Below are 15,340 nucleotides of genomic sequence, written 5' to 3' on the forward strand. Positions count from 1 at the left end.
GGACCCTAGACAAGTCCCATCGTTGCAGGTCAGGAGCACTTTTCTCTTTTCTGATCACCCATCGGACAGCAGTCGCCGTGAAAGCCCGAGGCTAGGCCCCAATCGCTGCTGCTGGTCAGCCGACCGCGCGCAGACGCGACCGGCCAGCCTTGGGCGGTGCGGCCTGATACTCGGGGATGAGGATGGGTGGGACGCCTTCGCGGGCGGCCCGGGCCATGGCGGCCTGCATCTCCAGTTCGGTGTTGTATCCGGCGATTGTGGGGTGGAGACGGTAGCGGTAGCCCTTGCGCAGGACCAAACCGCGCTTGACGAGCAGCGTCATGCTTCGGCTGACGACGGACGGCAGGATCTGGAGTTCCTCAGCGATGTCCTGCTGGGTGAGGGGGACGGCACCGCCCGGGTTCTGCTTGTCGATCATGACCGACAGGATGTTCGTGGCGGTAGGTGTGAGTTCCAGGCGCCGCAGCATCCCGAACAAGTGGGTGACCATCAGCATGCGGTCGGCTCCTTGTCAGCGTTCCGAACGGTGGCTGGTCCCACAATGTCGGGGAAGCCGTTCTCCAGGGCGAGGGCGCGGAGCTCTTGCAGGAAGGCCTGCTGCTCGTCCCCGTTGCCTTTGTACGCGATGAGGGGGTTCAGCTGCCATACCCCTCGGCCGACGGATCGGATGTAGTTGCGTGCGGCGAGGTGCTTGAGGGCGGGGCTGACGCTGCTGCGGTTGCTTCCGATCTCGTCGGCGATCTCGCGCTGGATGGCGTGGGCGACACCGCGCTCGGCCCGACCGACGATGTTGGACAGCACCGCGCACTGAAGCTTCGTCATCTCGCCGGACATGAGGGCCTGCGGTAGGACGTAGCGGGCGAAGTAGCGGCTGAGCAGGGCGTAGCCGTCGGATCCGAGGACTTCGTGCGGGGCGCGGCGGTAGAAGCGGGTGCGGGCCTCGTACACGCCGCTGGGCAGGTCGCCTGCGTAGCCGCGGATGATCTCGGCGGCGAGATCGCGGTGGTGCTGTGTCCCCGCGGGTTCCAGTGCCGGCCGCTGGCCGCGCTGGGTGGTTCGCCTGTTGCTGGGGCTGCGCTGTGCCTCGGCCACGACCGTGATCCTTTGCTAGTGGTGGCCGCAGCCTACACGTGCTTCGCAGTGCTGCGAAGGATTCTGCACGTTGTTGCGAAGGACGTGTCGCGGTTGGACGTCCAGATCCAGCGAAGTTTTTTCTTCGCAATGATGCGAAGGAATCGGGGGCGGCCATCAAATGTTTCGCAACTTTGCGAAGGAACCTGCTCTAATGTCGGCCCAGCGTGGCGTCCGGCAGGGGCAAGTGTCGGCGCCGAGCAACCTTTGAATTTCCAAGTTCCCAGGTCAGAGGGCATGCGCCAGACAGCAGCTCTTATATAAAAAGGGCACCCTGGTGTTTTCCGCCTCGCACCACCGGGTTTGGCCCGACCTGAGGGCCCCAGCAGTGATCGATTCTGGTACCACGTTCCTCCTGCCAACCCTTCCCAGAGGCGGTGTCCGCCTATACCGTTGGCCAGCTACGGGTCGCTCAATCGCGATTGCTCCGGATCCGCCTCAGCGCCAGGCACCGGCACCTGTGTTGAAGGGCCACCGGTATCAACAGTTGCAGGGGACCAACGGGTCCATCAACGCCCCGTATGCACCAGCCCCGGTATTCATGGGCACGGAAAGGGCCGTCAAGGCCCGGGTCCGGCGGCAGCCGGACTTCCGTGACCTGCGGGGTAAGGCTGGCCTACTATCCTCTGGAGCTTGACGACGGTGCCCTAGCCGGGTGGCGGCAGCGGCATGGGCAGTCAGCTCGCCGGATCACCTGCCCCCTCCCCAGGAGCGGACGAACAGCCGACCACTCCACAGACGCTCGCCAAGACCACCGGCGCGGAGTTCCGCCACGACGAGTTCGCCCTGGCCGAGCCACTTGTCACCGGGCTCGACTCTCGAGCGTGAAGCCACCCCACGCCTCATCCATAACCATGGGCGGGAGAACACCCAGATGCCGTCCACTGGGTGCTTCTCGACAACACTACGGTGTGTGGCCCGGCCCCTGGTACAGCCAGGTCGGGGCCACACGCCCTACGCCGCGTCAGGTTCCGCATGCGGACGAGCGCGAGCCGCCGCAGGTGAGCGCGCTGGGAGGTATCGGCCGCCTCCCGCTGAGCCGACGGCGGGCTCGGGTGCCCACCACGCGTTCACGTCCAGTCACGGGCCTCCGTCACGAGATGACTGTGGAGGCGGGCGAGGCGGGGGTCGGCCAGGGCCCCATGGCGCGTGGCGAGGTAGAAGGTGTTGAGCGGAGGCAGCTCCGGCTCCCACAGCGGCACCAGCAAGCCTGCCGCCAACTCGTCGGCGCAGAGGTAGGTGGGCAGAACGGAGACCCCCGCTGATGACGACACGGCGGCGACTACGGCGCGCAGGTCGGGGACGACCGCGGCGGGGGCGTTCGGCGGCGGCGCGTCGAAGACGGTGCGCCAGTAGTGGTCGATGATCGGCAGCGTCTCGGAGTAGGCGATGAAGGGCAACTTCTCCAGGGCCCTGGGGCCGTCGACCGACAGGGCCCCCTGGGGAATTCCGTCAGCGATCTGGGGTGAGGCCAACAGGGCCAGCTCCTCGTCGAGGAGTGCTACTGAGTCCAGTCCGCGCATGCGCGGCTGCACGGCAGAGACGACGACGTCCAGGTGGCCGGTGCTCAGATCTTCCAGGAGGTCGTGGGCCTCCCTGAAGGTGATGCGAATGTCCAACCCGGTGGCGATGAGCTTGCTGATGGAGGCCATTAGCCGGGCTGTCACCAGTTCCGCCGGGCCGCCGAGACGTATCGGCCTGTTGCTCGGGCTCGTTTCGAAGTGCCGACAGATGGCGGCGTTGAGGTTGGCGATGGGCGCCTGCACCTCATAGGCCAATGCTTTGCCCTCGGTAGTGGGGAGGGCGCCCTGCGGCGTGCGGTCGAACAGCGGCTTGCCGAACTTGGTCTCGAGTCCTCGGATCTGCTGGGTGACGGCCGGCTGGGTGATGCCCAGCTTCCGGGCCGCCTTGGTGAAGGAGCCGGTGTGGTAAACGGCCATAAACGTTTGAAGCCAACCCAACTGCATGTGTGCCAACCCCCGTGTGGACCAACAATGCATTCTAGGATGTCCGGATAACGGACACGCGCTTCTCGCCTTGGATGGCGCCCGGCGGACGGCCTTTTCTTCCCGCTTCCGTTGTCGCCGGACTTGCCCCCATTGTGATCAGAAGAGCCGTTCGGGCGCCTGGGGCGAGGATCCCATGGAAGCACTTCCCAGCTTATGTATCAACTTTATCGGGGATCCCGATGGCGGGATGAACTGCTGGCCGAGCCACTCCATGAGGTAGGGTCCGATTCGGCAACACATCGGCATGGGAGATAGCCACAGCTCACAGCCCCAGAGCCATTAATCATGTGCATGGCAATTTAAAATTCACTCAATCAAGACTCCGCAAATGGCGGAAAACGAGCGCCAGCGGGGAAACCGGGACGCCCAGTTCCGCTAAATCAATGACAAGGCCTGCGAGTTCACGACGGCAGGCGACCTGACGACCACGGCATCGATGGCCGGGTGCATCACAGTGGAACAAGATTGAGCACCAGCTGCTCTCCTGGATCAGCATGAACTGGCGCGGCAGGCCGCTGATCAGCCATGAAGGCGTCGTCGGCTGCATCGGGGCAACCACGACCCGCACTGGGCTGACTGTCCGCGCCAAACTCGACCCTGGCAGCTACTCCACCGGCGTCAGCGTCCCAGACCACGTCATGGCCCGGCTCCCCTGGACGCCCACGCCTGGCACGGCACCTGGAATTACACCCTTCGACCCGAGCCGCTCGCTCCCGAACCACCGCCGGTACCAGCCGAGTTCGGCCATTTCTCCGCCGGAGACAAGGCCCCGACCTGGCTGCACCACCCAGTCTGACCGGCATGGAGCGACCCGCCTGGCAGGACCTCCAAGAACGCTACCAGTGCCACCTGGACGAGCACCCGCCCATCATGCTCCCTGCCAAGAAGACCGGCCCGGGACTGGGCAGCCGCTGCCTCTCCGTCTCCGACCGCCTCCTGTTCGCCGTCCTCAAGAGGCGCTGGAGGATCCCCAGCAGCCCCTCGCCGCCCTCCGGGGCACCTCGCAAGCCCTGGCCGGCGACGCCGTGCGCGAGGCCGCTCGCGTCCTCGACGCCCTCGACCACACCACCCCCGTCGGCGTCATCACCGTCACCACCCCCGTCGGCGTCATCACCGTCACCACGGCCGACCAACTTCGCCACGACCGCCGGCCACACCACGAACAGAGCGAAGCCCGGCAAGGTCGAGGAATAATTTTTCGGCAGCTCCCAGGGTCGGCCCCTGATCGATCCACCGCCGGCGCTCCTGCGGGAATGCCGAAGCGGCGCCGCCGATAGCCTCAGCAGCGCCGCAGGCCGAGTGAAACGCAAAGGGATGTGCTCAGGGCACCGGCAGCCGGGGTCCCGGCATTCCGGCCGTCACGACGGAACGCGGGACCCCGACTGCCGGTGGTCCGGTCAGGCGCCGAACTGCTCGATGATCAGCTCGGCCACCTTGGCTGCGGATGCCGGGTTCTGCCCGGTGACGAGCCTGCTGTCGGCCACGGCGTGCTCGGCGAAGTTCTCGGTCTTGGTGAACTTCGCGCCCCGGTCGACCAGGGTCGACTCCAGGGCGAAGGGCACCACGTCGGTCAGGCCGACGGCCGACTCCTCCTCGTTGGTGAAGGCGGAGACCTGCTTGCCGTCCACCAGGTACGAGCCGTCCATCAGCGTGAGGTTGACCAGGCCGGCCGGGCCGTGGCAGACCGCACCGACGACACCGCCGCCCTCGTAGACATCCGCCGCCAGACGCAGCAGCGCGGTCGCGTCCGGGAAGTCCCACATCGTGCCGTGGCCGCCAGCGAAGTAGACGGCGTCGTAGTCCTGAGCGCTGAGCGCGTCAGCGGTCGGGGTGGCGGTGAGAGCCTCTTCGTTGGCGGCCAGGAACGCCTGCGTGACGGCGTCGCCGGGCTTGACGCCGTCACGCGGCGGCCTTCCCCCTGCGACGGACACGAAGGAGATGTCCCAGCCCGCAGCCCGGAAGACCTGAGCGGGATGGGCGACCTCGGGCACATAGAAGCCGGTGGCGCGACCGGTGTCGCCGAGCCGGCCGTGCGAGGTGAGGGCGAACAGTACCTTCGGCACGGGAAATCCCTTTCTGCAGGATATGGCGGGAATTAGGCGATGAGCGTGGCGAGTTCGGGCAGGTAGATGCGCCGCTGCCGACGGGCGATCGCCTGCTCGACGTGGTCCGAGGTGTGGTAGCCCCACCAGGCCCACAGGCTAGTGGCACCGGTGTCGCGGACCGCGAGGGTGTTCGTGATGTGGTCGTCGATGAAGGTCACGGCGGCAACGGGAAGGCCGTCGGTGGCGGCAATGTCCCGTACCGCCGTGCGCTTGTCGGAGCACTCGCCGATGACCTGCACGACAGTGGTCTCCAACTCATAGTGGGCGAGGATCTCCCACACGCTCTCGGCGTCCTTGGCCGTCACGATCGAAGTGCCACGCCCCTGGTGGCGGCGAAGCAAGGAGGCGATGCCGGGGTACAGGGTGTGCATGCCCAGCCATTCGTCCCGCTGCTGCTCCCGCAGGGCGGCCCGGACGGCGGTGGCGCCGGCCACCAGGCCGGCCAGCTTCACCGGCGGCGTACGGGAAAGCAGCAACTCGTAGTCCGCGACGCCGCGGATCGTGTTTGCCGCCGGTTCGCGGGCCGCCATGAAGTCGCCGATGACGCGGGCGTAGCTGCGCACTATGCGGAATCGGGATATGAAGCCGGTCGGCAGCCCGGCCGCCAGCTCGGCGATCGGCTTGCTCGCGACGGAGGCGGGGTCGTGGTCGGCGTAGTAGGTGACTACGGCACACTCCATGAAGGCGTCCGCGATGACGCCGTCGAAGTCGAGTATCAGCACGGTGTCTCCTAGGAGGTGCACGGGGGCGGGCGCCGGATCGGGGTTGGGGTGCCCGCCCCCGCGCGAGGTGGTGGGGGCCCGTTGCTCAGGCCGCCGCCACCTGGTTCTTGGCGACGGTCTCGAAGACCAGCCGCATGAACTTGCCCACGTAGGCGTAGTAGGAGCAGGTGATGATGTGGCCGTCCACGATCACGTCGGAGTCCACGACGTTCGCGCCGGCGTTGATCACGTCGTCGCGCAGCCCGATGTAGGCGCACGCCGTGCGTCCCTTGAGTACACCGGCCGACACCATGATCCAGGGGCCGTGGCACAGGCCCGCGATCACCTTCTCCCGCGCGTCCATGGTCCGCAGGAAGTCCAGGACCAGGGCGTCCTGGCGGACCCGGTCGGGAGCCTCGTGACCACCGGTGAGGATCACCGCGTCGTAGAGGTCGGCGTCGAGCTGGTCGAAGGAGACCAGGGGCTTGGCGGTCTTGTCCATTGGCAGCGGAATGCCGTACTTGCCGGTGACGTCGGCGCCGTTCCTGGTCGCCACGTCGACGTTCCAGCCCTCCTCGATGAGCCGGTAGTAGGTGTACACCACGTCGTGGTCCTGGAAGCCGGGGCCGGTGATGATGACGGCACTGGGCATGATCAACGTCCTTCTCTCTGGGGTTGGGTCAGGAGGAGTGGGCGATCGAGAGGTAGTACTGGTCCAGCGTGGGACGGCGGCTGTCGCTCTGCGCCGGGGCAAGGATGTCGACCTCGCCGGTGACGACGCCGGTGAGCCCGAGCGGAATGTGGAACAGGTCCTGCTGCTGGCGGCGGTAGAAGATGTCCATGCCGGCCCGGATCGAAAACTCGAACTCAGAGCCGGGGCTGCGGTCGCGGAGCCTGGCCTGAGGCAGGTACGACACCGGCTTGGCCGGCAGTTCCGGCGCCTCGGTGAACTCCTGCTCGTAGGCGGTGCCCTGACGGTCGTAGTTGTCGCGCAGCCGGATCAGGTCGAACTTGTTCCGCGGTGCCTCGACCTCGACCAACCACAGCGGGCTGGCTCCGACACTCCTGGAGGAGTGGAACGCGCCCCCGCCGATCCGCAGGATGGCGCCCGGAGAGACCGGGATCTGGCCAGTCAGGGTGTCAGTTAACCCTTGTCCCGCCAGGCAGAGCAGATAGGTCAGCTTGCGCGGGTGGACGTGCATCGACGTAGACTCACCCGGGTTGATCCGCAAATTCCAGACGTCGATGAAATCGTCCACGAAAATGCGGTATTCGAAGCCCCACGGCTTGGGAATTACCTCGTTTAGGTGATCGTCCGTGTCCAGGTGCTCGTTCGCGATGCGGGATCCTTTCCGGACCGCCTCGTTGAGCGCGGAAAAGTCACGCGGCCCAGGGTCGATCCGCGTCATCAGGCCAACCGCCCGACCCTCACGCATCATCTCTGACATACACTCATCCCCCTGCCTGTCAGTTGGTCTGTGAACCCCCCGGTCCGGTACTGGACGTTAGACGGCCCGACGACCGCCGGCCAAATAGCGACCCTTGCAAGCCCCGATAACCGATACCGGGGGCCCGGCAGAGGTAATGCCCGCACACTCAAACGCTTATTTGAAGCCGTTCAGTGCGTGCGGCAGGGTTCCCTCTCGGAGGCTCCGGCTTTCCTTCGGAACAGCGCTCGCCGGGTTTCCGCCACCGACTCGAAGGGGAGAGCACGCGTGACCACACCTATGTCCACCCGCAGCCGTCGTCAGCCGGAGAGGCCGGCCAGTGCACCCACGCAGATCAACTCGATCGGCGTGCTGGGCTACGAAGCCTGCTCCGAGCAGGACACCATCACTCCCCTGGAGATCTTCAAGGGCGCGGCGATGGTCACCAGTGGGCAGATCGACCCCTGGCAGCGGGAGTCGGCCAATCGCGAACTGGACGTCCGCCTAGTCTCATTGGAGGCCGGCATCGTCAAGATGCAGATGGGGACGAACGTCGTCCCGGACTCCGTCCTCAACGACAACGATCTGTTCGACATCCTCTACATCCCGGGCGGCGTCGGGTCCGGCGCCCTGCTGACCAACGACCGGGTGCACAAGCTCATCCGCCGGCACCACGAGGCGGGGAAGATCATTGCTGCCAACTGCTCCGGCGTCGGGGTCATCGCCCGCTCCGGCATCGTCAACGACGAGCCGCTGACCTGTGTTGCCGCCGTGGCCCGGGGGCTGCGCAGCGAGGGTTTCAACGTCCCACAGGCCCGCCGCATGTGGATCGCCAACACTGCCTCCCGCATCTGGACCTTCACCGGCTCCTACGGCGTTAACGGCGGTGCTGTCGCCCTGGTTTCGCACTACTTCGGCCGCGAGATCGGAACCATCGTCTCGATGATGTTCGACACCATCGGCGGCATCGGGGACGTGATCTTCGAGGAGACCGGGCCGGAGTTCTACCAACACCCCTCGCTCGAGGAGTCCTTCCAGGACTTCTTCCAGCCGATGCTCTACCCACCGATCGACGAGAACGCCGAAGCCTGAGCAGCAACGAGACCTGGAGCCGTCACATGCCCACACCCGTTGAACTGCGGGACCTCAGCTGGATCCGCGGAGCCCTGCAGACGGCGATCGCACTGGAGCACTCCACCATGCCGCTGTACTGCGCGGCCATGTACTCGCTGGAGGTCCAGAACTACCCGTCGTACAACACCATCCGCAGCGTGCTGATGGAGGAGATGGTGCACATGGCCATCGCCGCGAACATGGTCGCAGCCCTCGGCGGAAGTCCCGCCATCAAGGGGCTGAACCCGTCCTACCCGGGAACCGGTGGGCTTCCCGGGGGGACGGCCCCCGACCTGCGGCCGCGACTGGCCAAACTCTCGAACACCAGCCTGGAGGCCTTCATGCGCCTGGAGGCTCCGGAGTTCATGCTCAACATGCGCCAGCGCAGCTCCGCCTACCCGACCATCGGCGCCTTCTACAACGCCATCCGGGCGGCCATCACGCGCAACGCCGACGCCGTGGAACGGGCGGTCCGCCGTGGCGGGCCCGCCAACCAGGTCGGCGGCAACCTCGGCTACCCCACCTTCGAGAAGGACGATCCGGACCCGGTGGGCACCTTCCTCCAGGCCCTGGACGTCATCACCGAGCAGGGTGAGGGCCAGAGCGAGGGCACCGTGGAAACCGTCTCGGAGGACTTCCAGAAGGAGGGCTCCCACTACGCCCGCTTCGCCGAGCTGCGCTACGGCCGCCGTTACCTCCCCCGGGACGACATCGCCATGTCCCCGGAGACCGCACAGGACTTCTTCACCGGTGAAGACATCGCCTGGCCGGTGGTCATCAACACGCTCGCCGTGCCGGCCGACGGCTACGAGGCCTTGCTCGCGCTGGACCCGAGCGAGTCGGAGGTTCGCAAGGAACTCGACGGCTTCGACGATGCCTACACCCAGATGCTGGTGGCGCTGGACACCTCCTGGAACGGGCCGGTGGAGACCTGGTGGCCGTCACTGGGCGCCGCCGTCACACAGATGGACCAGATGCGTGTGCGGTCCTGCTTCAACATCATGCGCAACCGGATCCCCCAGGCCGCGGTCGACCAGCTGGCCGAGCTGTACCCCGAGGAGTTCCGCGCCCTGGAGCGCTACACCGACTTGTCCGAGCCGGTGTTCTACGGGCCGCGCTTCCGCAACACCCTCTGAGTGACCAACCACCGGAAGGAAAACGACCGTGACGATCACCGCAACCGCCCGGCAGATCCTCAAGCCCGGCGCCGAGAGCCGCCTTGACGAGCTGATGGCCACCTTGAAGCGCAACATCCGCGCCAACGAACCGGGATGCCTGCGCTTCGACTACGTCATCTCCGAGGACCGCCCCGGCGAGCGCTTGGTCATCGAGGAGTACGCGGACGAGGCTGCCCTGGAGGCGCACAAGCACACCCCCTACCTGGCCGCGTTCATCCCCGAGCTGCTGGAGTGCCTGACCGAGCCGCCGATCCTGGAGTTGTTCCGACCTGTCGGGGACAAGCCGCTGCTGCCGGAGTCCTGCTTCCACCTGGGCGTGGTCGTTCCCGACCTCGCCAGGGCCGTCGAGCAGTACTCCGCCTGGTTCGACATCGAGTTCACAGAGCCTGCCACCTTCGAGATCCCCTACCTGGAGCAGGGCGGGAAGGGTGGTCCGGGGAAGATGACGGCCGTGTTCTCCCGCACGGCCGAGCCACAGTACGAACTGATCCAGGCCGACGGCGACGGCATCACCTCGGTCGAGCACGCCGGCAAGATCCTGTACTACGGGCTATGGGAGACCGACATGGCCGCGCGGGTCGAGCAGTTGGCGGAGGCCGGCGTGGGCGTCGACGCCTACTTTCGGCCCGCTGCGGGGGAGACGCCGTTCGCCCTGATCACCGCCCCGGATCTCATGGGGGTCCGCATCGAGTACGTGGACATCGCCGACAAGCCGGCCATCGCGGAGTGGGTCAGCACCGGCCGCTACCCGGGGTTGGCGGGGCGCTAGGGCCGGTCCGATCGGAACCGTCCGAGCGCAGCGGACGGCCCTAGCCCGGGAGCTGGTCTCGGCCGAGGCCCAGGACGAGGCGCCTCCGTCCTTCACGAGGAGAATCTCAATGATCGTGTCAAGCCGTCTGCGTGACCGGCGGAGCGGGGGTGAAGAGCCTCTTGTCACGTAGCATCGCCCAGAGCACGTCGCCCCGTCGGCGGGCGAGGGAGAGCAGGGCCTGGGTGTGCAACAGCCCTTCGCCTCGCTTCTTGAGGTAGTAGTCCCGCGAGGGGCCGGGCCGCATCATCGCGGTCTGGGCCGACATGTAGAACAGCCAGCGCAGGCGCCGGTTGTACCGCTTGGGCCGGTGGTAGTTGCCGGTCCGGCGGCCGGAGTCCCTGGCGACCGGGGCCAGGCCGGCGTGGGAGGCCAGACGGCCCGCGTCCAGGTAGCCGGACAGGTCGCCGACGGTGGCGACGAACTCGGCGCAGAGAATGGGGCCCATGCCGGGCATCGACTCGATGATTTCGGCGCGCTCGTCGGTGCGGAAGGTCTCGCGGATCTCGCGGTCGTTGTCCTTGATCCGCTCGTCCAGGGCCAGGAGTTGGTGGGCGAGGTCGCAGACCAGCTTCGCGGCCCGCTTCTCGCCGGGCAGTTCGGCCGTCTGCGACTGGGCGGCCTCCACCGCCTTCGCGGCGACGGCGTCAGCGCCGCAGACCTTGCGTCGCTCCAGCCAGGTGGTGAGCCGATTGACACCGATCCGCCGCAGGGCGGCCGGGGTCTGGTACTCGGTCAGCACCACGACCGGGCCCTTGGCCGCAGAGTAGTCGAAGGCCCGCTCCAAGGCCGGGTGGACGCCGACCAGCAGGTCGCGCAGCCGGTGGATCAGCCGCACCCGGTCGGCAATCAGGTCTGCCCGGTAGTTGGTCAGCAGTTGGAGCGTGCTGACCCAGTTCGGTCGGGGTGTTCAGCCGGGTGAAGCCCTTGGGGCGCATGCGGGCCTGGTCGGCGATGACGCGCGCGTCCTTGGCGTCGGTCTTGCCCTCGCCCTGGTAGGCGCCGGACATGCGGTTGACAGTACGGCCGGGCACGTAGACGACGTGCTGGCCGTCGGCGATCAGCAGGGCCAGGAGCAGGGTCGAGGCGCGGCCGGAGATGTCCACTGCCCACCGGATCTGGTCGGCCTTCTCCCGGGCGGTCTCGATGAGCTGGCGGATCTGCGACTCGTCGTTGATCACCTTCGTCGAGAACAGGATCTCGCTGTCGGTGTCGACCGCAACCGCCCAGTGGTGCCCCTTGCCGGCGTCGATGCCGACCCATATCCGCTCGTGAAACACGCTCAAGCCCGTCGCTCCGTTCCACCGTAACCAGCACTTCATGGTCCGTAGAACACTCCGCCGACAGGTCCCTAACCAGCGATGACCGCAGTTCTCAATCAGTGGTCGGAGCGTCCCGAAGAACCGGGCGGCCATTCTCCTCGAGCCATAAACGGCAACACACCATCAGCCACACCCGGTCCTCCCGGACCGCCTCACATTCTTAGGGAGCGCACCATGACCACAGTCACCCTGATCACCGGCGGCAGTACAGGCATCGGCGCCGCCACCGCATGCAGATTGCTGAAGCAGGGCCACATGGTGGCCATCACCGGTCGGGACCCGGACAAACTGGTCGCGTTCGCAGCGGAGCAAGGCGCCGGACCCGATCTGATGACCCTGCCCGGAGACACCTCCAACCCAACCGACGTCCAGGCCGCAGTCAAGTCGACCGCCCAGGCCTGGGGACGCCTCGACAACGTCGTCATCAACGCGGGCTTCTCCCTGCCCGGCACACTGGCCGACCATACTCCCGAGGCGATGCGGGCCATGGTGCTGACTAATGTGCTCGGCCCCGCCCTGGTGGTGCGCGCCAGCCTGCCGTACCTCAAGGACACGCGCGGACGGATCGTGATCCTCGGCTCTGTGGCCGGGGTGAAGCACACGCCGGGCAACTTCTACTCCGTCACCAAGTGGGCCGCGCACGCCCTGGCGGAGAACACGCGCATGGCCGTTACCGACGACGGTATCGGTGTGACCGTGGTCGTGCCCGGCAAGGTCGACACCCCGTTCTGGGACCACCGCGGCGGTACTCCCCCAGGGCCCGCGCTGTCCGCCGAGAACGTCGCCGACACCATCGTCTTCGCGCTCAACCAGCCCGAGGGCATGGACATCAACCACATCCAGTTGCGACCCGTCGGGCAGACCAACTGACCTGCGAGAACCGAAGACCCGGCGTTGACGCTGAGGGGGCCGTGACCTGCTCGACGAGGTCACGGCCCCCTGCGCGTGCCTGGACGCGTGCGGCGCTAACCAGCCTGCCGGACTTCCCTGAGCCTCGATGGAGTCGAGGATCAGCCTGGCCCGTGCCTGGTGCAGCACACCGGCCTTGGTGAGTTCGATGGGATGGCGGGCCACGCCGGAGTGCCTGCTCAGGCGGTTTCGGCCAGCGGGTCGGACAACGGGCGGTGGCGACGCGCCAGTTTCAGCACCGCCTGGAGCGGCCCCTCGGCAGGACCGAGACCGGTGCGCCAGCGCGCCTCGATGCTCACCGGCGCCAGCCCGTCGCGGACGTCCAGTTCGACCAGGTCGCCGTCCTGGAGATCGCGGACCACGGACAGATGCGGCAGCAGCGCGACCCCCCGGCCGTGGCCGGCCAGTCGGCGCAGCGCCGCCAGCGATCCGGTGACCATGGCGATCCGTGTCCGGCCGGTGAGGTCGCGACCGAAGCGGTCGACCAACATCTGCGAGGTGCAGCCGGGTTCCGCGATCAGGAACTCGGCCTCCAGTAGGGTCTCCTGAGAGATTGAGGCGGCCTTGGCGAGCGGGTGCCCGGGACCGGCGACCAGGACCGTGCGGTCATGACCCACGACCGCGTGCGGACCGATCGTGGCGACGCCGTTGTCGAACAGGAAAGCAAGATCCAGCCGTTCTGCGGACAGTTCCTTCTCAAGCTGCTTTCGGCTGGCGACCACCAGGCTCACGTCGGCCGCCGTACCAGGGCCGGCCGCGCCCTGGTCCAGGGCGGCGAGGACATCCGGCAGCCAGTCGCTGGCCAGCGTCTCCAGCGCGCCGATCCGCAGCCGCGGCCTGCTGCGGCGCACCACCCGGCGCATCTCCTCGTCGAGGTCCAGTGCCTGCCGTGCGTACGGCAGCAGCCGGTACCCCGCCTCCGTGAGCTCCGCCCCCGCGTTGCTGCGACTGAACACGGTGACGCCCAGCTCGCTTTCGAGGCGCCGTAGTTGGACGCTCAGGGTGGACTGGGCATAGCCGAGCCGGTCCGCAGCCGCAGAGATCCCACCCAGCTCGGCAACGGTCACGAAGGCGCGAAGGTATCGAGGATCCATATCCCCCATCGTGCCATCGAAGAGTCCGATGGTGCCATCGAAAGGGCGCTCTGGTGGCACCCTGTCGCCTTCGGGAACCTGGCGTCATGACTCTGACCAGTGACACGACACCAGCGGTGGGCGAGTCGACGCGCCGACGCTTCGACAGCCGCTTCCCAGGCATTGTGGTCGGCAATTTTCTGGTGCTTCTTGATACCTCGATCCTCAATGTCGCCCTGCCGGACGCCCAGCACGATCTGCACGCCCCGACCGCGGCCCTCCCCTGGGCGGTCGACGCTTACACCGTCGTTTTCGCTGGACTGCTGCTGGCAGCGGGTTCCGCTGCGGACCGCTGGGGGCCGCGCCGGATCTACCGCTCCGCACTCGCCGCCTTCGGCCTGATCTCCCTGCTCTGCGCCGTCGTCCCGAATATCGGCACGCTGATCGCCGGACGGGCCCTGCTCGGTGTCGCCGCGGCTGGCCTCGTACCCGCGTCGCTGGGCCTGTTGGCCGCGCTGTACCCGGACCCGTCCCGGCGGTCCCGGGCCATCGGTGCCTGGGCCGCCATCAGCAGCATCGGCCTGATCTTGGGTCCGGTGCTGGGCGGTGCCCTGGTCGAACTCGGCGGCTGGCGCCTGGTTTTCCTGGTCAACCCGCCGATCGCCTTCCTCACGCTGCTGATGGCGCGGGGACTGAGCGGGCACCGCCCGCAGGGGCAGCCTAAGAAGGTGGATCGGGCCGGCCTGCTGCTCTCCATCGTCGGCCTCAGTGCGCTCACTTTCGGACTGGTCGAGGGGGGCGCGGGGGGGGGGGGCCCCCCCCCCCCACTGCTGGCCCTGGGCGGGGCGCTGATCGCTTTCGTTCTGCTGGCGATCGCTGAGCGTCGGGCAGAGGCACCGATCTTGCCCCCCGTGCTGGTCGGAAAGATGCGGGTCAAGGCCGACCTGGTGGCCGGCGGCATGGCGTCCTTCGTTTTCTACGGCGTCCTCTTCGCCCTCACCCAGTGGATGGTGCACACGCGCGGCCTGTCACCGCTGCGGACGGGCCTGGCCTTCCTACCGATGACGCTGCCGATGTGCTTCATGCCGTTCATCACCGGGCGGATCGTCGCCCGGATCGGCGCCCGTCCGGTGTTGCTGCTCGGCCTCACCGTCGACGCGCTGTCCGGGATCCTGCTGGTGTTCTCCGGTCCGAAGACGCCGCTGGCCCTGATTATCGCCGCTCAGGTGGTGCTTGGCTTCGGCAGTACCCTGGCCATTCCGGCAGCCACCGCCGACATGGCCGGCGCCGCCCCCGCGCAGTACGCCGCGACGGGGCAGGGCGCGCTCAACGCCTGCCGTCAGGCCGGCTCGGCGCTGGGCGTGGCCGTGCTCGGGACGATCGCCACGCTGCACGTGTCAGGGATCGTCCTCGCCGCAGGCGCAGTCCTCGCGCTGGGCTTCGTCGTCCTCGCCCGGCCGCGCCAGGTCGCAGCCGCCGCCACGGCGTGACGGCTCCGGGAGGGGGGGGGGGGGGGGGTGGGGGGGGAGAGGGGGGGGGGGGGGGAGGGGGGGGGGGGGGGGTT

The 15,340-nt window shown here is 67.6% G+C and carries 14 protein-coding genes and 2 pseudogenes; 7 read left to right on the forward strand and 9 right to left on the reverse strand.

The window, feature by feature from the left end:
- Positions 1-115: 115 nt before the first annotated feature.
- Together ACZ38L_RS34060 and ACZ38L_RS34065 are read right to left on the reverse strand one after the other, a co-directional pair.
- Entirely contained in the window at positions 116-496 is a 381-nt protein-coding gene (locus tag ACZ38L_RS34060) for a MarR family transcriptional regulator (RefSeq protein WP_465700861.1), read from the reverse strand.
- The gene (locus ACZ38L_RS34065) at positions 490-1,092 is read right to left on the reverse strand and encodes a replication/maintenance protein RepL (RefSeq protein WP_465700863.1); all 603 of its coding nucleotides are present in this window, start codon (positions 1,090-1,092) and stop codon (positions 490-492) included. The genes ACZ38L_RS34060 and ACZ38L_RS34065 overlap by 7 nt, the downstream gene beginning before the upstream one ends.
- 708 nt (positions 1,093-1,800) lie before the next feature.
- Between ACZ38L_RS34065 and ACZ38L_RS34070 the strand changes: the two genes are divergently transcribed.
- The gene (locus tag ACZ38L_RS34070; protein ID WP_465700865.1) at positions 1,801-1,959 is read left to right on the forward strand and encodes a hypothetical protein; all 159 of its coding nucleotides are present in this window, start codon (positions 1,801-1,803) and stop codon (positions 1,957-1,959) included.
- Positions 1,960-2,201: 242 nt separating this feature from the next.
- Here ACZ38L_RS34070 and ACZ38L_RS34075 read toward each other — a convergent pair whose 3' ends face one another.
- Positions 2,202-3,098 (reverse strand): LysR family transcriptional regulator, encoded by an 897-nt coding sequence (locus ACZ38L_RS34075; protein WP_465700920.1) that lies wholly within the window; start codon positions 3,096-3,098, stop codon positions 2,202-2,204.
- A 473-nt stretch (positions 3,099-3,571) separates the two neighbouring features.
- On the opposite strand from ACZ38L_RS34075, the pseudogene ACZ38L_RS34080 reads away from it, so the two are divergent.
- Positions 3,572-3,876 (forward strand): annotated as a pseudogene (locus ACZ38L_RS34080) (ISAzo13-like element transposase-related protein); the annotation flags it as partial.
- 661 nt (positions 3,877-4,537) lie between these two features.
- On the opposite strand, the gene ACZ38L_RS34085 reads toward ACZ38L_RS34080, so the two are convergent.
- The 4 genes from ACZ38L_RS34085 to ACZ38L_RS34100 form a co-directional block, all read right to left on the reverse strand.
- Positions 4,538-5,203, reverse strand: a complete 666-nt coding sequence (locus tag ACZ38L_RS34085) for a type 1 glutamine amidotransferase domain-containing protein (RefSeq protein ID WP_465700867.1) — start codon at positions 5,201-5,203, stop codon at positions 4,538-4,540.
- A 32-nt stretch (positions 5,204-5,235) separates the two neighbouring features.
- Entirely contained in the window at positions 5,236-5,967 is a 732-nt protein-coding gene (locus tag ACZ38L_RS34090; RefSeq protein WP_465700872.1) for an HAD family hydrolase, read from the reverse strand.
- A gap of 85 nt (positions 5,968-6,052) precedes the next feature.
- Entirely contained in the window at positions 6,053-6,598 is a 546-nt protein-coding gene (locus ACZ38L_RS34095) for a DJ-1/PfpI family protein (RefSeq protein ID WP_465700875.1), read from the reverse strand.
- Between the two features lie 28 nt (positions 6,599-6,626).
- A complete protein-coding gene (locus tag ACZ38L_RS34100; protein ID WP_465700879.1) occupies positions 6,627-7,355 on the reverse strand; it encodes a cupin domain-containing protein in 729 nt (242 codons plus the stop codon).
- 306 nt (positions 7,356-7,661) lie between these two features.
- Here ACZ38L_RS34100 and ACZ38L_RS34105 point away from each other — a divergent pair, with 306 nt between their 5' ends.
- The 3 genes from ACZ38L_RS34105 to ACZ38L_RS34115 are packed head-to-tail and all read left to right on the forward strand — an operon-like array spanning position 7,662 to position 10,433.
- Positions 7,662-8,465 (forward strand): DJ-1/PfpI family protein, encoded by an 804-nt coding sequence (locus tag ACZ38L_RS34105; RefSeq protein WP_465700881.1) that lies wholly within the window; start codon positions 7,662-7,664, stop codon positions 8,463-8,465.
- A 26-nt stretch (positions 8,466-8,491) separates the two neighbouring features.
- Positions 8,492-9,622: a ferritin-like domain-containing protein gene (locus tag ACZ38L_RS34110; RefSeq protein ID WP_465700883.1), complete on the forward strand. Its 1,131-nt coding sequence runs from the start codon at positions 8,492-8,494 to the stop codon at positions 9,620-9,622.
- Between the two features lie 28 nt (positions 9,623-9,650).
- On the forward strand, positions 9,651-10,433 hold the full coding sequence (locus tag ACZ38L_RS34115) for an antibiotic biosynthesis monooxygenase (protein ID WP_465700886.1): 783 nt from the start codon (positions 9,651-9,653) through the stop codon (positions 10,431-10,433).
- Between the two features lie 118 nt (positions 10,434-10,551).
- On the opposite strand, the pseudogene ACZ38L_RS34120 reads toward ACZ38L_RS34115, so the two are convergent.
- A pseudogene (locus ACZ38L_RS34120) lies at positions 10,552-11,758 on the reverse strand (IS110 family RNA-guided transposase).
- A gap of 210 nt (positions 11,759-11,968) precedes the next feature.
- Here ACZ38L_RS34120 and ACZ38L_RS34125 point away from each other — a divergent pair.
- Entirely contained in the window at positions 11,969-12,664 is a 696-nt protein-coding gene (locus ACZ38L_RS34125; RefSeq protein WP_465700888.1) for an SDR family oxidoreductase, read from the forward strand.
- 218 nt (positions 12,665-12,882) lie between these two features.
- Here ACZ38L_RS34125 and ACZ38L_RS34130 read toward each other — a convergent pair whose 3' ends face one another.
- Positions 12,883-13,797: a LysR family transcriptional regulator gene (locus ACZ38L_RS34130; RefSeq protein ID WP_465700890.1), complete on the reverse strand. Its 915-nt coding sequence runs from the start codon at positions 13,795-13,797 to the stop codon at positions 12,883-12,885.
- 86 nt (positions 13,798-13,883) lie between these two features.
- Between ACZ38L_RS34130 and ACZ38L_RS34135 the strand changes: the two genes are divergently transcribed.
- Entirely contained in the window at positions 13,884-15,266 is a 1,383-nt protein-coding gene (locus ACZ38L_RS34135; protein WP_465700893.1) for an MFS transporter, read from the forward strand.
- Positions 15,267-15,340 lie beyond the last annotated feature (74 nt).

The organism is Kitasatospora sp. NPDC024654, from assembly GCF_055559155.1.